Origin of the sequence: Streptomyces sp. CBMA123 (assembly GCF_014596465.1) — a bacterium.
In the GTDB taxonomy this organism is placed as follows: domain Bacteria; phylum Actinomycetota; class Actinomycetes; order Streptomycetales; family Streptomycetaceae; genus Kitasatospora.
In genome coordinates this window covers 12,381-35,408 of sequence record NZ_MECK01000457.1, presented here as the reverse complement: position 1 = coordinate 35,408, position 23,028 = coordinate 12,381, and the positions used below count along the sequence as shown (strand labels likewise).

The following is a 23,028-nucleotide window of genomic DNA, read 5'->3' as shown; positions in this document are numbered from 1 at the left end:
GCGGGTTGGCGATTGGGCTTGCACTCGACCACCTGGAGTGCTAATCATTGGCGTTAGCACTCACAGTGTGAGAGTGACAGCGGACCGGGTCGGTGAGGCCCCCGGGAGCGGCAGGGGAATGGACCCTCCGCACACCAGGGCCGTCCGTCGCGGGCACCCCTTGGTCCGAGCAGTCGACCGTGTCCCGGAGGACCACTTCTGATGGCCAAGATCATCGCCTTTGATGAGGAAGCTCGCCGCGGCCTTGAGCGTGGCATGAACCAGCTCGCCGACGCGGTGAAGGTCACGCTCGGCCCCAAGGGCCGCAACGTCGTGCTGGAGAAGAAGTGGGGCGCCCCCACGATCACCAACGACGGTGTCTCCATCGCCAAGGAGATCGAGCTCGAGGACCCGTACGAGAAGATCGGTGCGGAGCTCGTCAAGGAGGTCGCCAAGAAGACGGACGACGTCGCGGGCGACGGCACCACCACCGCCACCGTGCTCGCCCAGGCCCTGGTGCGCGAGGGTCTGCGCAACGTCGCCGCCGGCGCCAACCCGATGGCCCTGAAGCGCGGCATCGAGAAGGCCGTCGCCGCCGTCTCGGACCAGCTGCTGGCCCAGGCCAAGGACGTGGAGACCAAGGAGCAGATCGCCTCCACCGCCTCCATCTCCGCCGCTGACACCCAGATCGGCGAGCTCATCGCCGAGGCCATGGACAAGGTCGGCAAGGAAGGCGTCATCACCGTCGAGGAGAGCAACACCTTCGGTCTGGAGCTCGAGCTCACCGAGGGCATGCGCTTCGACAAGGGCTACATCTCCGCCTACTTCGCCACCGACCTGGAGCGGATGGAGGCGACCTTCGAGGACCCGTACATCCTCATCGCCAACTCCAAGATCGGCTCGGTCAAGGACCTCCTCCCGCTGCTGGAGAAGGTCATGCAGAGCGGCAAGCCGCTCGTCATCATCGCCGAGGACGTCGAGGGCGAGGCCCTGTCGACCCTGGTCGTGAACAAGATCCGCGGCACCTTCAAGTCCGTCGCCGTCAAGGCCCCGGGCTTCGGCGACCGCCGCAAGGCCATGCTCGGCGACATCGCCATCCTCACCGGTGGCACCGTGATCTCCGAGGAGGTCGGCCTCAAGCTGGAGAACGCCGGCATCGACCTGCTGGGCACCGCCCGCAAGGTGGTCATCACCAAGGACGAGACCACCATCGTCGACGGTGGCGGCGACAGCGAGCAGGTCGCGGGCCGGGTCAACCAGATCCGCGCCGAGATCGAGAACAGCGACTCGGACTACGACCGCGAGAAGCTCCAGGAGCGCCTCGCCAAGCTGGCCGGCGGCGTGGCCGTCATCAAGGCCGGCGCGGCCACCGAGGTGGAGCTCAAGGAGCGCAAGCACCGCATCGAGGACGCCGTCCGCAACGCCAAGGCCGCCGTCGAGGAGGGCATCGTCGCCGGTGGTGGCGTCGCGCTGCTGCAGGCCGGTGTCGCCTTCGACAAGCTGGAGCTGGAGGGCGACGAGGCCACCGGTGCCAACATCGTCAAGGTCGCGCTGGAGGCCCCGATCAAGCAGATCGCGACCAACGCCGGCCTGGAGGGTGGCGTCGTGGTGGAGAAGGTGCGCAACCTCCCCGCCGGTCACGGCCTGAACGCCGCCACCAACGAGTACGTCGACCTGGTCGCCGCGGGCATCATCGACCCGGCCAAGGTCACCCGCTCCGCGCTGCAGAACGCCGCCTCCATCGCGGCGCTGTTCCTCACCACCGAGGCCGTCATCGCCGACAAGCCGGAGAAGGCCGCCGCGGCCGCCGGCGGCGGCATGCCGGGCGGTGACATGGACTTCTGATCCTGATCGGGTTCCGATCGGATCGGCTGATCCTCGTCCGCGTGGGCGGTTCCCTTCGGGGGGCCGCCCACGCGGCGTTTCCGGGTTTTTGACCCTGCGGCCGGTCCACGGAGAATGGACGGATGGCTTCCGACGACATCGAGACCGCCCTGCACAACGCCCGGGCGCTGATCCTGGCCGACCTCACCGCGCGGGACGTGGCGGACGCCGCCGTCGTCTCGCTGGTGGAGCAGGCCGTCACCCACCGCCGGTGGTGGCTGGAGCAGTGGCCGGACGGCACCGAGTACGTGCTCGGGCTGGTCGCCCAGGACGTCCAGGACGCGCTGCTGGAGGCGTACGGGCGGTGGCCGCTGTGCACCGTCTGCGCGGCCGACGGGGACCCGCACGCGCTGGGCGTGGAGCCCGAGTTGGGACCGGAGCCGCACTGGGTGTGCGGCAAGCAGGGCGCGGTGGTGGCGCCGGTGGGGGAGCTGGCTTAGCTCTCGCCGTTCTCGTCGCTCTCGCCGAGCCGCTGGAGTTCGGCCGTCAGGTTGGTGCGGGCCGCCGCGGTGAGGCGGTGGTGGGCGGCGGGGGTGCGGTAGAGGGCGGGGAGCGCCAGGATGCGGTGCAGGACGGCGGCCCGGCCGGTGCGGAAGTCCGGCTCGGGGACGAAGCCGTACTCCTCGCGGACGGCGGCCGTGTAGGCCGCGTAGGCCTCCGGGGTGCCGCCGAGGACGGCGAGGTCCGCGTCGCAGAGCACCTCGCCGTTGTGGTCGCCGGGGGCCGGGGCGTGGGTGGCGGTGAGCAGGACGAGCCGTTCGACCTCGGCGACGCGGTCGGCGGGCAGGCCGGCGGCGGTCAGCGCGCGGACGGCGAGGGCGGCGCTGCGCTCCTCGTTCTCGGTGCGGTCGGGCCGGTGGACGGCGTCGTGGAACCAGGCGGCGAGCCGGACGGCGTCCGGGTCGGCGGCGTGCCCGGCGAGGTCGTCGACGTGGCGCAGGATCGCGCGCAGGTGCTCGGTGGTGTGGTAGCGGCGCCAGGGCTCGGACCAGCGGCGCAGCAGCTCCCGGCCGTACGGTTCGGGGTCGTCGGTGGTGCCGCAGCGGTGCAGCAGGGCGATCCAGTCGATGAGCAGGTCCTCGGTCGGCATGGGGCACATTGTGGCGGACGGGCCCGGTACTGGACCTATAGGTAGGTTGACGATATATGTAGTCGCATGACAGAACGCTCCATGCAGGAGCCCACGCTGCTGCTGCTCACCGCCCTGGCCGATGCGCCGAGACACGGCTACGCGCTCATCCAGGAGGTCGCCGCGATCTCGGACGGCCGGGTCAAGATGCGCACCGGCACCCTCTACGGCGCCCTCGACCGGCTGCTGACCCAGGGCCTGATCGAGGTCGCCGCCGAGGAGGTGGTGGACGGCCGGGCCCGGCGCAGCTACGCGCTGACCGATGCCGGACGGGACGCGCTGGCCGCCGAGGCCGGGCGCCTGCGGGCGGTCGCCACCGAGGCCGAGCGCCGGCTGACGAAGATCCGGTCGATGCTGCCGGGGAAGAGCGGGTCGCAGGGGCGGCCTGCCGCGGGAGGACTCTCATGACCATGCCGGTGATCGGTCCCGCGCCCTCGGCGGTGCTGCGGGCCGCGTTGCAGCTCTACCCGGCGCAGTACCGCCGTGAGCGCGGTGAGGAGCTGGCTGAGGTGTTCGCCGACACGACGGCCGCCGGCGGTCGCGCGGCGGTCGCCCGGGAGGTGCTCGGCCTGGCGGTGTACGGGCTGCGGGTGCGGCTCGGGCTGACCGGCGCCTCGGCGGCCGGGCGGCTGCTCGCGCTGGTGGCGCCGATGATCGCCGGTGCGGTGGTCGGGGCCACCATGGTGCCCTGGCTGGCCACCCTGGAACGGACCACCAGGTGGCTGGCCTGGGACGACTCGTTCGGCAACCACGTCCGGGCCTTCGGCCCGCCGGCGGCGGCGCTGCTGCTCGGGGTGGCGGCCCTGCTGGGGCGCTGGACGGCCGTTCGGGTCACCGCGCTGCTGCTGGGCGCCGTCGGGCTGTACGACCTGGGCGACGCCGCCTGGCGGACGTCCGGTCTCGACGTCTGGTGGGTCGGCTACGTCGGGATGGCTACGCTGCCGTTCGTGGTGGCCGGGCTGCTGCTGATCGCGGCGCCGACCGACCTGCTGCCGCGGCCCGGCCTGCGGACGGGTGGGCTGGTGCTGGCCTCGATGGCCGCGGGCGGTCTGCTGGAGGCGGTCCAGAACTGGGACGACACGACCTTCCCGCTGGACCTCCAGTGGTTCGTGGTGATGCTGATCGCCCCGATGCTGCTGACCTTCGCCGGCTTGCGCGGGCGGATGGGGCCGGCGGCGGTGGGGCTGGCGGTGCTGGTGCTGACCGGGCCCGGCAGCCTGTTCAACATCTGGCGGGAGTCCGGCGGGATCTCGCACCTGCTGCCGGTGGCGGTGCCGGTGGTGGCGCTGCTGGTGCTGGTGGCGGTGGCGGAGCACCGGTTCGGCCGGCGGCAGACCTTCGGGATGGTGCCGGGGCGGGTGTGACGGGACGGGTGACGGGCGCCCCCGGGCCGGTGCGACCGGAACGGGGGCGCGGTCTCGCCGGGGGTAGGGGGATGTGGCAGGCTGTCTGATATGTCTAGACCAATTTTCGAAGTCATCGCGCTGACGCCCCAGGACGCCCAGGCTGCCGAGTCGGGCGGCGCCGACCGGCTCGAACTGGTCACCGACATGGCCGCCGACGGACTCACCCCCTCCGTCGAGGACTTCGCCCGGATCCGGGCCGCCGTCGGCATCCCGCTGCGGGTCATGCTCCGGATCCGGGACGGCTTCGCCCCCGGCGACCTGGACGAGCTGTGCGCCCGGGCCGCCGCGCTGCGGGCCGAGGGCGCCGAGGAGTTCGTCCTCGGCTTCCTCGACGCCGAGGGCGCCGTCGACCTGGCCGCCACCACGGCCGTCGCCGGGGCGATCGCCGGCTGCCGCTGGACCTTCCACCGGGCGATCGACCACAGCGCCGACCGGGCCGCCCTGCGCGCCGCCGTCGGCGCGCTGCCCGGACTGGACACCTTCCTCACCTCCGGCGCGGCCGCCGGAGTGGACGCCGGCCGCGCGGTGCTGGCCGCCGAGCTGGCCCGCAGTGGCGAGCCCGGCTACACCCAGCGGATCCTGATCGGCGGCGGCCTGCGGGCCGAGCACCTCAAGGAGCTGCGGGCGGAGGGCTTCGACGCCTTCCACGTCGGCGGCGCGGTGCGGGCGGACGGCTGGCGGACGCCGGTCGACGCGGCCAGGGTCGCCGAGTGGCGGGCGCTGATCGACGCGTGAACCCCGGTGGGGGCCGGTCCCGTGGGTGGGGCCGGCCCCCACCGCGTCAGCCGAGCTGCGCGGGCAGCGGCTCGCGGTGCAGCACCGTCAGCCCGGAGACGGCGCGGGTGAGCGCCACGTAGAGGCGGCGCAGGCCGGTCCGCTCGTCCGGCTCGCCGGCGACCACCGCGGCCGGCTCGTCCAGCACCACGTAGTCGTACTCCAGACCCTTGGCCAGCGAGGCCGGGACGAGGGTCAGCCGGGCGTCGGCGCTGGTCTCGGCGCCGGGGGAGAGGTACGGCAGTCCGGCCGCGGTGAGCAGTTCGCCGAGCTGCGGGATCCGGGCGTCGGCGGCGATCAGGCCGGTCGAGCCCTCGTGCTCCAGGGCCTCCCGGCAGGCCGCCAGGACGGCCTCCTCCCACTCGGTGACCGGGCGGATCTCCAGCGAGCCGGGTGCGTCGCGGACCGAGGTCGCCGGGGCCAGGCCCGGGGCGATCGCGGGCAGCAGCCGGGAGGCGTAGGCGATGACCTCCTCGGGCACCCGGAAGCCCTTGGTCAGCTCCTCGATGTGCGCCTCCGGCTTGCCCAGGTGGCGCAGGGCGTCCGGCCAACTGGCCGTCGCCCAGGGGGTGGTGCCCTGGGCGAGGTCGCCGAGGACGGTCGCGGAGCCGGTGGTGCAGCGGCGGCCGACGGCCCGGTACTGCATCGGGGAGAGGTCCTGGGCCTCGTCCAGCACCACGTGCCCGAGCGAGGGCGTGCGCTGCACCAGGTCCGTCGCCTCGTCCACCAGGACGGCGTCGGCGGGCGTCCAGCGGGCGGTCTTCACCGAGCGGCCGGGCTTGGGCCACAGCACCGCCCGCTGCTCCTCGGCGGTCAGCACGCCCTCGGCGCACTCGGCCAGGAACTGCGGGTCGGAGAGCAGCCGCAGCACCAGCTTGGCCGGGTCGACGGCCGGCCAGCACTCCTTGACCAGCGCCTTGACCGCGCTGTTGCGGGCCACCGCGTCCTGCACCCGGTCGTCCGGGGCCTCGCCGCCCTGCTCCATCTTCAGCAGCACGGTGTGCGCGATGCGCTGCGGCAGGGCGTCCCGGGCGGCGCCGTAGCGGACCTCGCGGGCCTTCAACTCCTCGATGATCTCGACCAGTTCGTGCACCGGGACGCGCCAGCGGCGGGAGCCGCGGACCACCACGCAGGGCTCGGTGGGCAGGGTGATGCCGGCCCGTACGGCCCGGCGCAGCACCTCGGCCATCCGGGCGTCGCCCTTCAGCCGGGCCGCCTCCGGGTCGTCCTCGCCCTTCACCTCGACGTGGGCGACCAGCTGCTGCACGGTGGCCTGGCCGACCTCCAGCTCGCCGAGGGCCGGGAGGACCTGCTCGATGTAGGACAGGAAGGCGTTGTTCGGCCCGATCACCAGGGTGCCGGTGCGGGCCAGCCGCTCGCGGTGGGCGTACAGCAGGTACGCGACGCGGTGCAGGCCGACGGCCGTCTTCCCGGTGCCGGGCGCCCCCTGGACGCAGATGGTGCCCGTGACGTCGGAGCGGACGATCTCGTCCTGCTCGGGCTGGATGGTGGCGACGATGTCGCGCATCGGGCCGACGCGGGGCTTCTCGATCTCGGCGGCGAGCAGGGCGGAGGTGGTGGAGCCCCCGGCGGAGCCGGAAAATGTCTCTGTGGCCGGGTCGGTGAGGTGTTCGTCCTCGTAGGCGGTGAGTTCGCCGCCGGTGTAGCCGAAGCGGCGGCGGCGCTCGACGTCCATCGGGTCGGTGCGGCTGGCCCGGTAGAACGGCTGGGAGACCGGCGCGCGCCAGTCGATCACCATCGGGTCGCCGTCGGCGTCGTGGACGTGGCGGCGGCCGATGTAGAAGTTCTCTCCCCCGCCGCCCTCGGAGAGTTCCTCGCTGACCGCGTGCAGGTAGTCGAGCCGGCCGAAGAACAGCGGGGTGTCGGCGAGGTCGGCCAGGGCGGCGATCCTGGCCTCGATCTGGTTCTGGAGGATGACGGCGGTGACCCAGGAGCCGGTCACGTCGCGGATGTCGAGGGACTGGACATCCTCGCGCATCGCCCGCAGTGCGGACCGGGACGCGGACAGGTGGTCGCGTTCGCGCTGGAGGGGGTCGGTGGTGGGGGTGGCGGGCACAGCGAACCTTCCCGGCTGCCCCGGTGGCGGGCGCAGCGGATCGATGGAGCTCACGGTGGGGTACAGCCGGCCGGTTGCCGTGCGGTCGGCGCCTCCCCCGGCTGCCTGCGGACGTCAGCAGGTACCACGGTGCGGGAGGGGGCAGGCGGACGATCTTAGACCCGTCCGCCTCGGGGTTCCAGCCCCGCAGGTCTCAGGGGGTGCCGGGGGGTGCCGTACACCCGGAGGACGAGGGGCGCCGAGGCGGGTACGGCCTTTGGAGTGATGCCCTGGGCCGGTCGGGTGCCTACCGTTGAAGCATGAGCACCGAAACCCCCACCCCCCGTACGGGCCCGGCCGGCGCGACCGCCGTCCAGGGCCGCCACCGCAACCCGCTGAGCACCGCGGTGCGCAACGTCGGCATCGTCCTGGACACCGCCGCGCGCGTGATCTTCCTCGGGCGCGACGGTGTCCGGTACTGAAGCCGGTGTCCGGTACTGAACCCGGCTAGAGCACGTCGTCCGCGTCGATGATGCGGTACGCGTAGCCCTGCTCGGCCAGGAAGCGCTGCCGGTGGGCGGCGAAGTCCTGGTCCACGGTGTCCCGGGCGACCACCGAGTAGAAGTGCGCCGAGTGGCCGTCCGCCTTGGGGCGCAGCACGCGGCCGAGGCGCTGGGCCTCCTCCTGGCGGGAGCCGAAGGTCCCGGAGACCTGGATGGCCACCGTCGCCTCGGGCAGGTCGATCGAGAAGTTCGCGACCTTGGAGACCACCAGGACGCCGATCTCCTTGTTGCGGAAGGCGTCGAAGAGCTTCTCCCGCTGGGCGTTGCTGGTCTCGCCCTTGATCACGGGCGCGTCCAGGACCTCCCCGAGCTCGTCCAGCTGGTCGATGTACTGGCCGATGATCAGCGTCTGGTCCTTCTCGTGCTTCTTGACCAGCGCCTCCACCACCCGCCGCTTGGTCGCGGTGGTCGCGCAGAAGCGGTAGCGCTCCTCCGGCTCGGCGGTCGCGTAGGAGAGCCGCTCGGAGTCGGTCAGGGTGACCCGCACCTCACAGCAGTCGGCGGGCGCGATGTAGCCCTGCGCCTCGATCTCCTTCCAGGGCGCGTCGAAGCGCTTGGGGCCGATCAGGCTGAACACGTCGCCCTCGCGGCCGTCCTCGCGGACCAGGGTGGCGGTCAGGCCGAGCCGGCGGCGGGCCTGGAGGTCGGCGGTGAACTTGAACACCGGCGCGGGCAGCAGGTGCACCTCGTCGTAGACCACCAGGCCCCAGTTGCGGGCGTCGAACAGTTCCAGGTGCGCGTACACGCCCTTCCGCTTGGTCGTCATCACCTGGTAGGTGGCGATGGTGACGGGGCGGATCTCCTTGCGCGTCCCGCTGTACTCGCCGATCTCGTCCTCGGTCAGCGAGGTGCGCTTGACCAGCTCGTGCTTCCACTGGCGGGCCGAGACGGTGTTGGTGACCAGGATCAGCGTGGTCGACTTGGCGTGCGCCATCGCGGCCGCGCCGACCAGCGTCTTGCCGGCGCCGCAGGGCAGCACGACCACGCCGGAACCGCCGTGCCAGAAGCCCTCGACGGCCTGCGCCTGGTACGGGCGCAGCTGCCAGCCGTCCTCGTGCAGGTCGATCGGGTGCGCCTCGCCGTCCACGTACCCGGCGAAGTCCTCGGCGGGCCAGCCGAGTTTGAGCAGCACCTGCTTGATCTGGCCGCGCTCGGAGGGGTGCACCACGACGGTGTCCGGGTCGATCCGGTCGCCGACCAGCGGCACGATCTTCTTGGAGCGCAGCACCTCCTCCAGCACCGGGCGGTCGGTGGTGGCCAGCACCAGCCCGTGGGTGGGGTGCTTGAGCAGCTGGAGCCGCCCGTAGCGGCCCATGGTGTCGGCCACGTCCACCAGCAGGGCGTGCGGCACCGGGTAGCGGGAGTACGTCACCAGGGCGTCGACCACCTGCTCGGCGTCGTGCCCGGCGGCCCGGGCGTTCCACAGCCCGAGCGGGGTCACCCGGTACGTGTGCACGTGCTCGGGCGCCCGCTCCAACTCGGCGAACGGGGCGATGGCGCGCCGGCAGTCGGCGGCCTTGGGATGGTCGATCTCCAGGAGGAGAGTCTTGTCGCTCTGGACGATGAGCGGTCCGTCGTTCACGCGGGGGAGCCCTCCACTGGCTGACAGGTCGGATTGACCCTGACTGACTGGGTCTGACGCAGACCCTCCAGTGTCGCTCATTCCGCGCGGAACGTGTCGGGCTGTTTCCGCGGGCTACCGGGCTACTCCCCCGCGTAGAACTTGCCACTGGACTTGCCGCCCGCGTCGGTGCCGAACCCGAGGACGCCGACGATGCCGTCGAGCTTGTCCTGGCCCTGCACTTCGCCGATCAGGTCGCCGAGCATGATGGGTGCCGTCGGGAACCCCCTGTTCCCGGAGTGCGCCCGGTGCGGCCGCTCGTCGATTCCTTCGAGTGACCACGGTCCGTACTCACTCGTTGAACCGGCCATGAAGAACTCGAAGCGCGTTCTCACCGCCCTCGCCCTGATGGGCACGGCCTTCGCCGCCACCGCCTCCTCGGCGGGCTCCGCCCACGCCCTCGCGGGCATCGGCGAGGGCCCCGGCGGCCTGCTGGCCGCCCCCGGTTTCCTGATCGCCGACCAGGTCGGCGGCGGTTCGCTGCCGGTCGGCCAGGGCGAGATCGGCAGCCTGGCGGACCAGGCCGTCAAGCAGAAGATGAAGGATTCGCAGGGGCACTGACGCTCCGTCACTCGCTGTTATTCGTCCAGCTCCGCGACGCCGGTGATGCGGTGGAGGGCGAAGGTGCGCAGTTCGTCGGCGTGGTGGTCGAAGGCGGTGACGTAGCCGCCTTCGACCTTGACCGGGTCGATGATGCGCTGGCTGGCGATGCCCTCGGCGTTGAGGTAGCCGATCCACATGCGTTCGCCGAGGAGGACGGCGGTCTGGAGGGCGGCGAGGGTCTCGGCGGCGGCGGTGCGGGGGAGTTGGCGCGGGTCGGGGGTGGGTTCGCGGCGGGTGGCGGTGGCGGCGCGGTCGCCGGCCCGGATCACCTTGATGGCGGCGGCGAGGAGGGTGTCGTCGGGGGCGGGCGGGCCGTCGGGGACGGGGGTGGGGGCGGTGCGGGGCGGGGTGCGGTGGCTGTCCGGGCGGGTGATCAGGACGTCGCCCTCGGCGGACTCGGCGGCCGGGGCGTAGCCCATGGTGCGCAGGGCGGCGAGCAGGACGTCGGGGGCGGCCTGGGAGGCGAGGACGGTGGGGGCGAGCCGGCGCAGCCGCAGGTCGGCGGCGCGGCGGTCGGCGAGCACCTCGTTGAGCAGCGCGGGGTCGTCGCAGCGCAGGTAGGAGGAGGCGGCGCCGACCCGCAGGATGCCGTGCCGGCGGGCGACGTCGTCGATCAGGTACGCGAGCGGCTGGGGGACGGGCGTGCGGCTGTGCTGGGCCAGGAAGGCCTGCAGGTCGGCGGCGGTGCGGCCGGCGTCCAGGGCCCGGCGGACCGAGGTCGGGGTGAAGCGGTAGACGGTGGCGCCGCCCTTGGACTCGATGTCGGCGCACAGGGCGAGCGCCTGGGCGAGCGGGGTGAGCAGCGGGCCGGGGGCGATCGCGGTGAGGTCCGGCTGGAGGATGACGTGGTCCAGCGGCTGGGGCAGCAGCGGGGCGAGCACCTCGGCTGGGTCGGACTCGGCGGTGAGCAGGGCGCGGGCGGGGGCGGCGAGGGCGCCGCGGCCGGTGATGCCGAGCAGTTCGGCCTCGGCGAGGGTCCAGGTGGTGAGGTCGTCGCGCAGCTCGTGGCCGTCCGGGCCGGTGGGGCCGCCGCGCAGCGGGCGCTGCCAGCGCAGGGTGGGCAGCAGTTCGGCGGCGGTGGCGGGGGTGCCGGGCGGGAGTTCGGCGAGCAGCGCGAGGGCGGCGCGGCGTACGGACGGGGCGAGGGTGCGGTCGAGTTCGGGGCCGAGGGCGGCGCGCGGCTTGCCCTTGCCGTCGGGGGTGCCGGTGAGGGCGGGGACGCGGGTGGCGGCGAGCCAGGCGCGGGCCAGGACGGACCAGCGTTCGGCGGTGTCCAGTTGCAGCCAGCTGTCGTACCCGGGGGTCGGCGCCCAGCATTCGTCGGCTTCGCCGTCGGGGGCCAGCAGGCCTGACGTGTAGGCGAGTTCGAGCCAGAAGGCGGCCTGCTGCTCGGTGGTCTCCAGGGTCTGGGCGGCGCGCTTGAGGTCCCGTACGCCGAGGCCGCCGGCCCGCAGGGTGGGCGGCGGGGTGAGGCCCCAGGTCTCCAGGAGTTCTTCGACGGTCTTGACGGCGGTGTGCGCCTGGCCGGCCGCGGCGTTGTCCACAGCCTGTGGATCGCGCGGCGCGGCGGCGGGCGCGGGTTCGGGCTGGAGCGGTTCGACGGTGCGGTGGGTGCGGCCGCCGCGCAGGTGCAGGGCCAGCTCGCGGGGCAGGACGACGCTGCCGGGGCTGGTGGGCAGCAGCAGGCCGCGGGCGAGCAGCCATTCGACCGGGCTCTGGGCGTCCTCGGCGGTGACCGGGCGGGTGGCGTCCGGGACGGTGCCGGTGGGCGGCCCCCAGACCAGCCGGTCCAGCAGTCGCAGCGCGGCCTCGGGCGCGGTGTCGAGCAGGGCGGCGCAGCGGGTGCGGTCGGTGAGCTGGGCGGTCAGGGCGGCGACGGCGGTGACCGGGTCCGGGGTGGCGGGCTGTCCGGCGGAGGCGAGCAGTTGCTGGAGCCGGGCCGGGGACATGCCGGTGGTGGCCTCGGCGAGGGTCGGGCCGAGGCCGGTGCGGCCGGGGTTGGCGGCGGTCGGGGCGAGTGCTTCGCGGATGGCGAGCACCAGCCGCAGGGCGTTGTCGGGGCCCCAGAGCAGTGCCCGGTCGCGCAGGGCGGCGATGGCGCGGGGGAGGGCGGCGGCGACGGCGGAGCGGTCGGCCGGGGTGAGCGGGGTGGCGCCGGGGTGCGGCTTGACCTTGGCCGGGCCGGTCAGCAGGGTGCGGACGGTGGTCAGGGAGGTGCCGTCCGGGGCGGTCGCCAGGGCCTCGGCGACCTGCAGGGTGAACCGGTCGAGCCGTTCCAGGGCGCGCAGCGCGGAGGCGCGCGAGGACAGGCGGGCGGACAGCTGGGTGAGGTCGCCGGGGACGGGGTTCAGCAGGTCGGGGCGGGCGCGGAGCAGGGCGGCGAGGGCGTCGTCGGGGCGGGCGCGCAGCTCCTCGGCGAGGGTGCGGGGGCCGACGGGCGTCCTGCTCTGGCGTTGAGGGCCCTGCTGTGTGGTCATTCGACCTAGGTTAGTCGGGAGCGCGGACGGCGGGTGCGCTCGTGGGGCGGGCCGCGGGCTGCGTACGCCGTCGGTTCGCCGGTGGTCGTGTTCGCCGGTGGTCGTGTTCGCTGGTGGTCGTGGCGGACTCGCGCGGGCGGGGCACGGTGGGTACCGTCACGGCCGAGGGCGGTTCGGTGGGCGGTCGCCGCGGTGCGGCGGGCGGCGTGGGCGAGGCGGGGTGTCGGTGATGACGGACGGCGAGTGGTGGCGCAAGAGCGGGCCGTGGAGCGAGCGGGCGCGGGCGGCGGCGCCGTCCGCGCCGTCCGCACCGCCTCCTCCGGCTGCTCCGCCGGCCGCCGGGCCGGCGGAGGACAGCGTGTACGGCCCGCCGGCGGGTGCCGCCGGGGCCGCGCTGACGGGTGGCATCCCGAACGTGTCGCTGGACCTGCCGGGCGTGACCTCGCCCGGGGGCGGCGGGGAGGTGATCCCGCCGCCGACGGTGCAGAGTTCGAGCCCGTGGACGATGACGATGCTGGACTTCTCGGACACGCCGCAGCCCGCGCCCAAGCCGGTCCCCGAGCAGCGCACGGCTGAGGAGGAGGCGGCGCGGCAGCAGGTGGACCAGGCCGGGGCGAAGCCGTCGAAGCGGCAGCGGAGGGCGAAGGCCGCGCCCGTCGCCACTGCGGGCAAGGGGGCGGGCAAAGGTGCGGGCAAGGGCGCGCGCAAGCCGTCCCCGCTGATCCTGCTGTCCTGCGGGCTGCTGGTCGGCGGCGCGGTGTCCGGGTTCTTCCCGGCCATGCTGGCGGGTTGGGGGCTGGGCTATCTGTCCCGTCAACTCTCGGATCTGACGCGCAAGTTCGTGATCCTGGGGATTCCGCTGGTGACGATGAGCGCGAGCACCCTGTTCGCGATGCAGCACGCCAAGCAGGCGGGTGCCGGCGGTGCCGGCGGGGGCGCCGGGGTGCAGGCCGGCTCCCCGCTGGGTCAGTTCAGCTGGTCGATGGCCCCGGGGGTGCTGCGCACCTCGGCGGTGTTGACGGCGGTGGTCCTGCTGTTGCTGAGTCTGCGCCGCCGTCCGCCGCAGCAGGGCTGAGTGCGGTGACCGGCCCGCCGCATCCGCGTGGGGGACGGTCGCGTCGGCGGCGGTTCGGCTAGGAGAGCGCCGTGAAGCCCGTGCAGAGCAGGTCGAGGCTCCGGGCGAACTTCTCGTCCTGCCCCAGGCGCGGGATCAACTCGCCCATGACCAGCGGGAACCGCTCGCAGAGTTCGGCGTAGAACTCGGCGCTGACGGTCGGCTGGGTGGCGGGCTGGTTCTGTTCCTGGAGCGCGAAGCCGGTGACGTGGCTGAGCAGGATGTCGGCGGCGATGCCGCAGTGCTCGGCGGGCAGGCCGGCGTCGAGGAGGGTGCGCAGCAGGCGTTCCATCAGCGAGAGGGCGCCGGTGCTGAGCATGCCGGGGCTCTCGGCGAGGAGTTGGGCGCCGCCGGGGTGCTGCTTGATGCTCCGGCGCAGGGCGGTGGCCTGGGCCTCGACGCGGTCCTGCCAGGGCGCGTCGGCGGGGAGGGCGGCCAGGGCTTCGGTGCCGGCGTCGTAGGCCTGGCGGCACACCCGGTCGGCCATCAGGGCGAGCAGTTCGTCCTTGCCGCGCACGTGGTAGTAGAGGCTGCCCGCATGGGCGTCGAGGCGGTCGGCGACCTGGCGCATCGACAGGTTCTGGTAGCCGACCTCGGCGAAGACGGCCATGCCCGCGTCGACGATGCGGTCCTTGGTGAGCTTCATGCGATCCACCGTACAACATTTTCCAACACCGTTCGAAAACTGTGCTAGCTTTGCTCCATCAGGTTTTCGAACGGCGTTGGAAAGCGCCGGATCCGGGGAGGGGCAAGACCATGGGGGCGATCCTTTTCAACGTGACCACGGCCGCGCTGATGGTCATGATGGTCAACTGCGGGCTGGGCGTGGTCGGTCGCGACACCCTGCGCTCGCGGCCGCTGCCGTGGGCGGCGATCGCCCTGACCGCCGTCGCCGTCGGCGGCGTGCTGCTCCAGCTGGTGTGGTCCGGCGCCATGGACGCGCTGGACGCGGACCCGGCCAAGTCCGGCTGGTGGCGCGAGTTCACCTCGGTGTTCATGCAGAACGGCGGCCTCTTCGGCGACCTGTGGAACCTCGTCACCCTCGCCGCCGTCGCCGCGCTCGCCCAGTGGTACTGGGGCGGCCCGCTGACCCTCGGCTTCTTCCTGGCCGGCATCGTGCTGCCCGGCCGCATCGACGACCTGCTCGGCTTCGGCGACGGCCCCAGCACCGACCCCCGCAACTTCGCCGGCAGCTCCGGCGCCACCTACTTCCTCGGCGCCACCCTCGCCCTCGCCTTCCTCACCCGCACCCGCCTCCCCAAGGAGATCGCCCTGGCGGCCGGCGTCCCGGTGCTCGGCCTCGCGATGTGGCTCGCCCAGGACAACGGCCACGGGCTGGTCTCCGTCTACGGCTTCATCCTCGGCGGGGCGGCCTGGGCGGTCCGCCGCCAGGTGGCGCAGCGCCGGGAGGCGCGGGGCCAGGCGGCCCGACGGTAGCGTGGGCCCGCGGCCCGTCGTCCAACTCCCTTGTGGGAGGCGGCCGGCGGGCCTGTTTCCGTTCCGCGACCCGGAGGTTCCCCGTGGCCCGTCTGTACGTCCGTGCCGGCCTCGACCCGAGTGACCCGGACGCCCAGGTCGCCGTCCTCGTCGTCGACCCCGAGGGCACCCCCGGCGAACGGGCGCTGGACCGGCTCGGCTCGTACTGCTACGAGGGCGACGGCGCCTTCTTCCTGCTGCCGACCGACGGCTGGGCCGAGCGCACCCGGGTGGGCGACCGGCTGGCGGTGTCGATCGCCGTCTACCCGTACGCGCTGGAGCAGGTGGAGGCCGATCCGGCCGACTTCCCGGTCCGCTCGGCCGTCGATCCGGATGCCGCCGTCGTCCTGTCCGCCGAGGTGACCGTCCCGGTCCGGCTCGGCCGGTTCTCCGAGGCCACCGCCGTGTTCACCGGCGCGCCCGGCACCCCGCTGGACGTCCTGCTGGCCGCCGAGGACGACTGGCCGATGGTCCTCGCGGACGGGCCCGTCGCGGACGAGCTGGTCAACTGACCTGGGGCGATACCGTGGTGAGGATCCAGCCGAGGAGGGGCTGGTCAACTGGCCTGGGACGAGGCCATGGTGAGGATCCCGTCGAGGACGGCCGCCGGGTCGTCGGTGGTCAGCGAGTGCCCAGCGCCGGGGACGATCCCGACCCGGGCCGCCGGAACGAGCCGGTGCAGCCGCTCGGCGACGGCCCGGGCGTCGTGCAGGGCGCTGCGCTCGCCGAGCAGGAAGAGCGCGGGGGCGCTGAGCCGGGCCAGCTCCGGGTCGTCGAGGGGGGCGGCGAGCGGCAGGCGGCGGCGGAAGCCGGTCGAGGCGCGCATCAGGGTCATCAGTTCGGCCTCCAGGATGGCGCTGTTGCCGACCGCCCGGGCCAGCCGGGGGCGGAGCGCGCGCGGGGCCAGGGCGGCGAGGCCGCCGAGGATGATCCAGGTGTAGAAGCGCCGGCCGACGTCGGCGAGGCCCGCCGGGTCGACCAGGGTGAGGGTGGCGGTCCGGCCGGGGTGGCGGAGCTGGTGGTGGAGGGCGATCCAGCCGCCGTAGGAGCAGCCGACCAGGTGGGCGGTGGGGACGTCGAGGGCGGTGAGGAGTTCTTCCAGCCAGTCGGCGGCGTCCTGGCCGTCCTTGATGGGGGCGGTCTGCACGCTGGCGCCGGGTTCGCCGATGGTGTCCACGGCGATGACGGGGTGGTGGGCGGCGAGCCGCTCGATGTACGCGTGCCACATCAGGGCGTTGCCGCCGGAGCCGGGGAGCAGCACGATCGGCCGGCCGGGGGCGGGGCCGGTGCGCTGGACGCGGGTGGTCCCGAAGCCGGTGGGGACGTCGAGCGCGGTGCGCGGGCCGGGCCAGAGCTGGGTCAGGGCGCGCTCGTACGCGGTGCGGAAGCGGGCTTCGGCCTTGGCGTTCGTGAACTCGCTGATTCGCATGGTACATGTGTATCACAGGCATGATACGGGTGTACCAAGCGTGCGAGGGCGAACCATGGAGGCCACGTCATGACCGAGAAACCAGGAGCTGGGAAGGTGGACCACGAGGAGCGCCGCCGGCAGATCGCCGAGGCCCTGCTGCGGATCGCCGACACCCAGGGCCTCCAGTCGGCCAGCATGCGGGCGGTCGCGACCGAGGCCGGTGTCTCACTGCGCCTCGTCCAGTACTACTTCACGACCAAGCAGGGCCTGCTGCTGGACGCCCTCGCCCGGCTCGGAACCCAGCTCCAGGCCCGGATGGAACGCTGGATCGGCGAGGCCCGCGCCCCCCGCGAGGTGGTGACCGCGATCCTCTCCTGCATCCTGCCGACGGACGCCGAGAGCCGTCGGATCACCCGGACGTACGCGGCGTACTACACGCTGGTGCTCGGCGACCCCGAGGTGCTGGAGCAGCGGGCGGCGCAGCCGCCAGTCGTGCTGGAGGGCTTCCTGGTCAAGCAGTTGCGCGCCGCCCAGCAGGCGGGCGGGATCGCGCCGGAGCGGGACGTCGAGATGGCCGCCGCCGGGCTGCTGGCGATGGTCAACGGGCTGGGGTCGAGCGTGCTCGGTGGCCAGCGCACCGGTGAGCAGGCGCTGGCCGTGCTCACCCACCACCTGGACGAGCTGTTCCGGACACCGTGCGGTCAGTGACGGCCGGTGACGGTCAGTGGGGCAGGCTCTGATACAACCCGTTCGCCCACTGCTCGGCGTACTCGCAGAGGTGGCTGCTGTCGTCGGCGTTGCTGGCCTGCACCACGGCGGACGCGAAGCCGCCGTTGGCGGTGGACCATTCGACGCGGCAGAGGGTCATGTGGGGGTCGTTGAACTTGTCGATGTACTCCTGCGCGGTGACGGCGTCCGCGACCCGCACCGGGTGCGAGCCCGGATGGGCGCTGTATCCGGTCCGGTAGGTCTGCGCGCTGGCGAAGTTGTACGGGAGTTGGGCGGACCCGTCCGTCCACCAGTCGCACCGGCGGCGCTCGGGTTTGACGTCCTCCTTGCCGTGGTTGGTGAGCCGGAGCTTGTCGACGGTGGCGGAGGGGATGTCGCAGGGCGTCGGGAGGTCCGGGAGGCCGACTGACGGGCTCGGCGACGGGCCCCGCCAGGGGCTGCCCGACGGCGGCGCGGGGAAGGCGGCCCCGGCCCCGGTCGCGGGCTGCTTGGCCTTGCCGTCCCCGGGCCGCGAGGCCGCCAGCAGCCAGATCGCTCCGGCCAGGACGGCGACGACGGCGACCGCGACCGCGATCGTCAGGTAGGGCCGTGACGCCGGGGTCTCCGACGCCGACGTCACCCCAAGCTGATCCGCCCGGTCCTCGTCCTCGGCGGGCGCGGCCGGGAACGGGTGGTCGAGGGCGGTGGCCGGCGCCGGCGCCGGCAGCGGCTGGTCGAGGGCGGTGGGCCGGTCCGGCACGGACTGGTCGAGCATCGCCAACGCCTGCGCGGTGCCGGGCCGTTGCTCCGGGTCCTTGGCCAGCAGGGCGAGGATCAGCGGGGCCAGCCGGCCGGCGTTGCGGGGCGGCTCGGGCGGGTCGAACAGGACGGCGGTGAGCGAGGCGGTCGCCGACTCCCGGCGGAACGGCGAGACGCCCTCGACGGCCTGGTACAGGGTGACGCCGAGGGAGAACAGGTCGGAGGCGGCCTGCCCGTCCACGCCGCGCGCCCGCTCGGGGGCGATGTACTCGATCGAGCCGACGAACGCCCCGGTCACGGTGAGCGTCGAGTCGGCCTCGTGGACGGCGATCCCGAAGTCGGCGAGCAGGACGTCGCCGTCGTCGGCCAGCATGACGTTGGCGGGCTTGACGTCCCGGTGCACCACCCCGGCCGCGTGGGCGGCGCCGAGGGCCGTCAGCAGGGCGCGGGCGACCACGGCCGCCCGTTCGACCGGCAGCGGCCCGTGCGCGGCCAGCCGGTCGCCGAGCGAGCCGCCCGACACCAGCTGCATCACCATCCACGGCATGCCGTCCTCGACCAGCACGTCGTGGACGGCCACGATGTGCGGCCGGTCGCGCAGCCGGGCGGCGTTGCGCGCCTCGCGTTCGGCCCGGGCCAGCCGTTCGGCCCGCTCGCCTTCGGAGGTCGCGGGCGGCAGCCACAGCTGCTTGACGGCCACGTCGATGCCCAGGGTCTCGTCGTGGGCCTGCCAGACCCGCCCGAAGCCGCCCGCGCCCAGCTGCCGGAGGAGCCGGTAGCGCCGGCCGACCAACCGCCCAGGTATCGCCTCTTCGGTCACGGCCCCGCCCCGCTCTCGATCGCCCCCGATGTCACCGCGTGCCGACAGTACGGGTACGGCTTCGGGTGGATCAACCGGAGGCCGCTCGCCCGGGGCCGGCAGTCCACATGCCGGACGACCTGCGGGCGCCATGGTGGTGCGGGGGTTAACACCCGTACGGGAGGGGTGCCTTCCCCGTTCTGCCGGCCCGCCCGGCGCAGCAGACTCGGGGCATGCCCACACAGCCCGTGACGATGAGCAAGGCCGCGCCGGCCCCCGCGGCCCCCACCGCCCTCGCGCCGCCCGCTCCGCAGCCGGAGGGCGGCGGCAGCGACTTCGCCCAGCTGAGCCGCCGGATCGCCGCCGAGGGCCTGCTCGACCGCCGCCCCGGCTACTACGCCGTGCGCATCGGACTGGTGCTCTTCGCCTTCCTCGACGGCTGGTGGGCGCTGTTCGAGATCGGCGACACCTGGTGGCAGCTCGTCCTGGCCGCGGTGATGGCCGTGGTGTTCGCCCAGGTCGCCCTGCTCTCGCACGACCTCGCGCACCGCCAGGTGTTCAGCCGTCGCGGGCCGAGCGAGATCGGCGGGCGGATCGCCGCCAACCTGCTGATGGGCATGAGCTACGGCTGGTGGATGAACAAGCACACCCGCCACCACGCCAACCCCAACCACGAGGAGCGCGACCCGGACGTCTCGCCGGACCTCGTGGTGTGGTCGCAGCGGCAGGCCCGGCAGGCGAGCGGCCTCGCCCGGTTCATCGGCCGCCGGCAGGCGTTCCTGTTCTTCCCGCTGCTGTTGCTGGAGGGCCTCAACCTGAGTTTCAACAGCTTCCGCGCGCTGCGCAGCCCCGCCGTGAAGCGTCCGGTGCTGGAGGGTGTGCTGCTGGTCGTGCACTTCGTGGCCTACTTCGGCCTGGTGTTCGCCGCGCTGCCGGCCGGCAAGGCGGTGGCCTTCATCGCCGTGCACCAGGCGCTGTTCGGCGTGTACCTGGGCTGCGTCTTCGCCCCGAACCACAAGGGCATGCTGATGGTGACCCCGGAGATGCGGCTGGACTTCCTGCGCCGCCAGGTGCTCACCTCGCGCAACGTCCGTGGCGGCCCGGTGCTGGACTCGGTGATGGGCGGCCTCAACTACCAGGTGGAGCACCACCTGTTCCCCAGCATGCCGACCCCCGCGCTCGGGCGGGCCGCCCGGATCACCCGGGAGTTCTGCGCGGAGAAGGACATCCCGTACTACGAGACCGGCCTGCTGCGTTCGTACCGCGAGATCCTCGGCCACCTGCACCGGACGGGCGAGCCGATCCGCTCCGGCGGCTGAGGCGGGGCGGGCCCGGAGGTGCCGGTGTCCCCTCAAGGGCGCCGGTTGGAGCAGGAAGTCGGGCGGGCCGACGTCCTGCTCCGGACCCGCTAGGGGATGTCGGCGAGGGCGACGGTGGTGGTGCGGTCGTCGGCCTCGGCGAGGAGGGTGCCGTCCGGGGCCCAGAGGGCGGCGCCGCCGCAGCCGGTCCAGGGGCCGGAGGGGCCGACGTGGTTGGCCAGCACGACGTGCATGCCGGTGGACTCGGCGATGCCCGGGTAGATCGTGGCCCGCTCGTGGATGCCGTTGCCGGTGCCGTAGAGGGAGCTGGCGAGGTGGACGTCGCAACCGTCGGCCGCACCCCGGGCGGTGAGGTCGGGGAAGTGGTTGTCGAAGCAGGTGGCGAGGGCGAAGCGGAGGCCGCCGAGCTCGAAGCGGCCGTCCTGGTCGCCGGGGGTGAAGACGCCCTGCTCGTGCTCGTAGAGGTGCTGCTTGAGATAGCTCGTGATCAGCGCGCCGTCGGGCCCGTAGACGTACGTGCCGATGGCGGGCCGGGGGCCGTCGGTGGGGACGGCGCAGTTGACGACGGTGGCGATGCCGGTGGCCCGGAGGGCGTCGAGGCGGGAGTCGTCGGGGGCGGTCCAGAGGTGGGGGGCGGCGGCCAGGGCTTCGAGTTCGTAGCCGGTGAGCGCGAACTCGGGGAAGACGATCAGCTCGGCGCCCTGGGAGCGGGCCTGCTCGGCGAGGGCGGTGAGGTGCCGGACGTTGGCCGGGATGTCGGCGGGGGTGCAGGACAGCTGAGCTGCGGCGATCTTCATGGTGTCCAGCATCGCGCGTGGCCGGTGTGCGGCGCCGAAAAATCTTCCGGGCCGCGGCAACCTTTCCGGGACCGGCGACAACCAGGTGTCGTCCGGCCAGGCGGTCGGGTCAGAGGCAGCGGCTGAAAGAGAGCATCGACATGTCCCCTCGCCCCTCCATGTCGTCGGAGGCGTCTCCCGCCGGGGGCCGTGGCCGTCGGCGTCGCCCGTCGTCCGGTTCGGCCCTTGCCGAGGGACGGCAGTCGCACCGCCGCCGTCGGCTGTACCAGCGCCGGGGTTTCTGGGCGGCCGTCGGTCTCGCGGTCGTGGGCGGCTCGGTGGTCGTGGTCAACACGGCCTCGGCCGGAACCGTGGACGTGGACACGAAGCCCTGGTACATGCTGGTCAACCGCAACAGCGGCGAGGCGCTGGACGGCCTCAACTACGCCACCAATGACGGCGCGCCGGCGGTTCAGTGGGCCCGTCACGACGGAACCAACCAGCAGTGGCGGTTCATCGACGCGGGTGACGGCAACTACCGGCTGCAGAACCGCAACTCCGGCAAGGTCCTGGACGACTACGGCTGGTCGAAGACCGCCGGCTCCACCATGGTCCAGTGGCACGACCTGAACGGCGCCAACCAGCAGTTCCACCTGGAGAAGTCCTCGGACGGCTACGTGCGGCTGATCAACCGCCACAGCGGCATGGCCGTCGAGGTCCAGGACGGATCCAAGGCCGATGGCGGCCGCATCGCCCAGTACTGGGACTGGGGCGGCGCCAACCAGCAGTGGCAGCTCGTCCCGGTCGGCAGCGCCGGCGGCACCGGGACCGCGGGCGACCCCGGCGCCGGGGCCGTGCCCACCGTTCCCGCCGTGCCCACCAACTCCGCCAAGCCCACCACTGCGGGCCACCCCGTTCCCACCGGCCAGGCCCCGGGCGGCACCCACCCGTCATCGGCTCCGTCGTCGGCACCTTCGTCGGTACCGGCACCGGCCGGCGGCAGTGGCGGTGGCGGTGGCGGCAACGTGGCGACCCGCTTCATGGGCAGCAGCACGGTGCTCATCGGCGGCTCGATGAACGACGCTGCGGCGATCGCCGCGCCCTTCGACGTGCGGTACAACTACGTGCACAGCCAGCCCGCCCCCTCCTCCGACTACTACACGGCCTCGCGCTGCAAGGCCGAATGGTCGAGCTGGTGGGGCTGCTGGACCGGCGAGACCACCGCGCCCGGCTTCTACGTGACCTGGGGCGACCAACACGTGGCCCAGGCCACCTACCAGGGCAAGCCGCGCCCGCAGAAGTACTTCTGGACCTGGTACTCGCTGCGCGACCTGGGGGACATGGCGGGCCAGGGCGACGGCCCGGGCGAGGTCGTCGCCATCAACCGGGCCGACCTGCTCACCCGCTACCTGAACGACTACCGCTTCTTCCTCCAGAAGATCGGCACGTCGCAGGACATGATCGACATCGAGCCCGACTTCTGGGGCTACGTCCGTTCGCTCGGTGACCCGCACAAGGTTGGCGCGCAGGTCACGGCCTCGAACCCGGCGGACTGCGGATCGCAGGAGAACAGCGCCGCCGGCCTGGCCCAGTGCATGATCGCGATGGCCCACAAGTACGCGCCGAACGTGGGCGCCGGGTTCCACCTGACCTGCTGGGACTGGACGACCAACACGCAGGGATGCGTCAAGGACTACGCGGCACTGGGCGCGAAGAACGCCGACTTCCTGGTCTCCGACGTGGTGGACCGCGACGCGGGCTGGTACGCGAAGCCGGAGAACGGTGGCCGTGACACCTTCTGGAACGACCAGAAGGCCACTGCCGCGCTGACGTTCTACAAGACGATGGCCGAGTCGGTGGGCAAGCCGGTGGTCCTGTGGCAGATCCCGGTGGGGAACATGGCGCAGAACAACACCCTCAACCACTACAAGGACGACAAGGTCGACTGGCTCATGTCGCACCTGGACCAGGTGGCGAACGCGCACGTCGCAGCGCTGCTGTTCGGTGCGGGACAGCAGGAGCAGACCGCGGTCGAGACCGACGGCAACAACCTGATCAACAAGACCATCGCGTACCGCAACGCGGGCGGCACGCCGCTGAAGTAGGTACAGGTAGCCGGTCGGTACCGGCATGACGGCGGCGGCCGGGCCACGGCAATGTGGCCCGGCCGCCGT

The 23,028-nt window shown here is 73.2% G+C and carries 22 protein-coding genes; 13 read left to right on the top strand and 9 right to left on the bottom strand.

Annotation, left to right across the window (positions count from 1 at the left end):
- Positions 1 to 201 precede the first annotated feature (201 nt).
- Together groL and BG452_RS34130 are read left to right on the top strand one after the other, a co-directional pair.
- Positions 202 to 1,824 (top strand): chaperonin GroEL, encoded by a 1,623-nt coding sequence (gene groL / locus BG452_RS34135; protein ID WP_188308227.1) that lies wholly within the window; start codon positions 202 to 204, stop codon positions 1,822 to 1,824.
- Positions 1,825 to 1,946: 122 nt separating this feature from the next.
- The gene (locus tag BG452_RS34130) at positions 1,947 to 2,303 is read left to right on the top strand and encodes a hypothetical protein (RefSeq protein WP_188308226.1); all 357 of its coding nucleotides are present in this window, start codon (positions 1,947 to 1,949) and stop codon (positions 2,301 to 2,303) included.
- On the opposite strand, the gene BG452_RS34125 is transcribed toward BG452_RS34130, so the two are convergent.
- Complete coding sequence (locus BG452_RS34125; RefSeq protein WP_188308225.1) at positions 2,300 to 2,953, bottom strand: hypothetical protein; 654 nt, start codon at positions 2,951 to 2,953, stop codon at positions 2,300 to 2,302. The genes BG452_RS34130 and BG452_RS34125 overlap by 4 nt on opposite strands.
- A gap of 66 nt (positions 2,954 to 3,019) precedes the next feature.
- Between BG452_RS34125 and BG452_RS34120 the strand changes: the two genes are divergently transcribed.
- The 3 genes from BG452_RS34120 to BG452_RS34110 all read left to right on the top strand — a co-directional run bounded on the left by BG452_RS34120 (position 3,020) and on the right by BG452_RS34110 (position 5,133).
- Positions 3,020 to 3,400, top strand: a complete 381-nt coding sequence (locus tag BG452_RS34120; RefSeq protein WP_188308224.1) for a PadR family transcriptional regulator — start codon at positions 3,020 to 3,022, stop codon at positions 3,398 to 3,400.
- The gene (locus tag BG452_RS34115) at positions 3,397 to 4,356 is read left to right on the top strand and encodes a hypothetical protein (RefSeq protein WP_188308223.1); all 960 of its coding nucleotides are present in this window, start codon (positions 3,397 to 3,399) and stop codon (positions 4,354 to 4,356) included. Before BG452_RS34120 ends, BG452_RS34115 begins: the two co-directional genes overlap by 4 nt.
- Before the next feature lie 90 nt (positions 4,357 to 4,446).
- Complete coding sequence (locus BG452_RS34110; protein WP_188308222.1) at positions 4,447 to 5,133, top strand: copper homeostasis protein CutC; 687 nt, start codon at positions 4,447 to 4,449, stop codon at positions 5,131 to 5,133.
- 46 nt (positions 5,134 to 5,179) lie between these two features.
- Here the strand turns inward: BG452_RS34110 and BG452_RS34105 are convergent, their stop codons facing one another.
- Complete coding sequence (locus tag BG452_RS34105) at positions 5,180 to 7,171, bottom strand: HelD family protein (RefSeq protein WP_188308237.1); 1,992 nt, start codon at positions 7,169 to 7,171, stop codon at positions 5,180 to 5,182.
- 377 nt (positions 7,172 to 7,548) lie between these two features.
- Here BG452_RS34105 and BG452_RS34100 point away from each other — a divergent pair, with 377 nt between their 5' ends.
- Complete coding sequence (locus BG452_RS34100) at positions 7,549 to 7,710, top strand: hypothetical protein (RefSeq protein ID WP_188308221.1); 162 nt, start codon at positions 7,549 to 7,551, stop codon at positions 7,708 to 7,710.
- 25 nt (positions 7,711 to 7,735) lie between these two features.
- On the opposite strand, the gene BG452_RS34095 is transcribed toward BG452_RS34100, so the two are convergent.
- Together BG452_RS34095 and BG452_RS47365 are read right to left on the bottom strand one after the other, a co-directional pair.
- Positions 7,736 to 9,373 (bottom strand): DNA repair helicase XPB, encoded by a 1,638-nt coding sequence (locus BG452_RS34095; protein WP_188308220.1) that lies wholly within the window; start codon positions 9,371 to 9,373, stop codon positions 7,736 to 7,738.
- Positions 9,374 to 9,495: 122 nt separating this feature from the next.
- A complete protein-coding gene (locus BG452_RS47365) occupies positions 9,496 to 9,618 on the bottom strand; it encodes a hypothetical protein (protein WP_262986089.1) in 123 nt (40 codons plus the stop codon).
- A 103-nt stretch (positions 9,619 to 9,721) separates the two neighbouring features.
- Between BG452_RS47365 and BG452_RS34090 the strand changes: the two genes are divergently transcribed.
- On the top strand, positions 9,722 to 9,973 hold the full coding sequence (locus BG452_RS34090; protein ID WP_188308219.1) for a hypothetical protein: 252 nt from the start codon (positions 9,722 to 9,724) through the stop codon (positions 9,971 to 9,973).
- A gap of 17 nt (positions 9,974 to 9,990) precedes the next feature.
- Here the strand turns inward: BG452_RS34090 and BG452_RS34085 are convergent, their stop codons facing one another.
- Positions 9,991 to 12,492, bottom strand: a complete 2,502-nt coding sequence (locus tag BG452_RS34085) for a helicase C-terminal domain-containing protein (protein WP_188308218.1) — start codon at positions 12,490 to 12,492, stop codon at positions 9,991 to 9,993.
- Between the two features lie 229 nt (positions 12,493 to 12,721).
- Between BG452_RS34085 and BG452_RS34080 the strand changes: the two genes are divergently transcribed.
- Positions 12,722 to 13,567 (top strand): hypothetical protein, encoded by an 846-nt coding sequence (locus tag BG452_RS34080; RefSeq protein WP_188308217.1) that lies wholly within the window; start codon positions 12,722 to 12,724, stop codon positions 13,565 to 13,567.
- A 58-nt stretch (positions 13,568 to 13,625) separates the two neighbouring features.
- On the opposite strand, the gene BG452_RS34075 is transcribed toward BG452_RS34080, so the two are convergent.
- Complete coding sequence (locus tag BG452_RS34075) at positions 13,626 to 14,252, bottom strand: TetR/AcrR family transcriptional regulator (RefSeq protein ID WP_188308216.1); 627 nt, start codon at positions 14,250 to 14,252, stop codon at positions 13,626 to 13,628.
- A 110-nt stretch (positions 14,253 to 14,362) separates the two neighbouring features.
- On the opposite strand from BG452_RS34075, the gene BG452_RS34070 reads away from it, so the two are divergent.
- Together BG452_RS34070 and BG452_RS34065 are read left to right on the top strand one after the other, a co-directional pair.
- Entirely contained in the window at positions 14,363 to 15,043 is a 681-nt protein-coding gene (locus BG452_RS34070; protein ID WP_188308215.1) for a hypothetical protein, read from the top strand.
- An 83-nt stretch (positions 15,044 to 15,126) separates the two neighbouring features.
- Positions 15,127 to 15,594 (top strand): hypothetical protein, encoded by a 468-nt coding sequence (locus BG452_RS34065; RefSeq protein ID WP_188308214.1) that lies wholly within the window; start codon positions 15,127 to 15,129, stop codon positions 15,592 to 15,594.
- 44 nt (positions 15,595 to 15,638) lie between these two features.
- Here the strand turns inward: BG452_RS34065 and BG452_RS34060 are convergent, their stop codons facing one another.
- On the bottom strand, positions 15,639 to 16,511 hold the full coding sequence (locus BG452_RS34060) for an alpha/beta fold hydrolase (protein WP_188308213.1): 873 nt from the start codon (positions 16,509 to 16,511) through the stop codon (positions 15,639 to 15,641).
- Positions 16,512 to 16,580: 69 nt separating this feature from the next.
- On the opposite strand from BG452_RS34060, the gene BG452_RS34055 reads away from it, so the two are divergent.
- Complete coding sequence (locus BG452_RS34055; RefSeq protein WP_188308212.1) at positions 16,581 to 17,201, top strand: TetR/AcrR family transcriptional regulator; 621 nt, start codon at positions 16,581 to 16,583, stop codon at positions 17,199 to 17,201.
- Positions 17,202 to 17,214: 13 nt separating this feature from the next.
- Here the strand turns inward: BG452_RS34055 and BG452_RS34050 are convergent, their stop codons facing one another.
- A complete protein-coding gene (locus tag BG452_RS34050) occupies positions 17,215 to 18,780 on the bottom strand; it encodes a serine/threonine-protein kinase (RefSeq protein ID WP_188308211.1) in 1,566 nt (521 codons plus the stop codon).
- A gap of 233 nt (positions 18,781 to 19,013) precedes the next feature.
- Here BG452_RS34050 and BG452_RS34045 point away from each other — a divergent pair, with 233 nt between their 5' ends.
- Positions 19,014 to 20,078, top strand: a complete 1,065-nt coding sequence (locus tag BG452_RS34045; protein WP_188308236.1) for an acyl-CoA desaturase — start codon at positions 19,014 to 19,016, stop codon at positions 20,076 to 20,078.
- 89 nt (positions 20,079 to 20,167) lie between these two features.
- Here BG452_RS34045 and BG452_RS34040 read toward each other — a convergent pair whose 3' ends face one another.
- Positions 20,168 to 20,875: a carbon-nitrogen hydrolase family protein gene (locus BG452_RS34040; RefSeq protein WP_188308210.1), complete on the bottom strand. Its 708-nt coding sequence runs from the start codon at positions 20,873 to 20,875 to the stop codon at positions 20,168 to 20,170.
- A gap of 356 nt (positions 20,876 to 21,231) precedes the next feature.
- Between BG452_RS34040 and BG452_RS34035 the strand changes: the two genes are divergently transcribed.
- Positions 21,232 to 22,959 carry an RICIN domain-containing protein gene (locus BG452_RS34035; RefSeq protein WP_317621361.1) on the top strand — a complete coding sequence of 576 codons (1,728 nt, stop codon included), beginning with the start codon at positions 21,232 to 21,234 and terminating at the stop codon, positions 22,957 to 22,959.
- Positions 22,960 to 23,028: the final 69 nt, after the last annotated feature.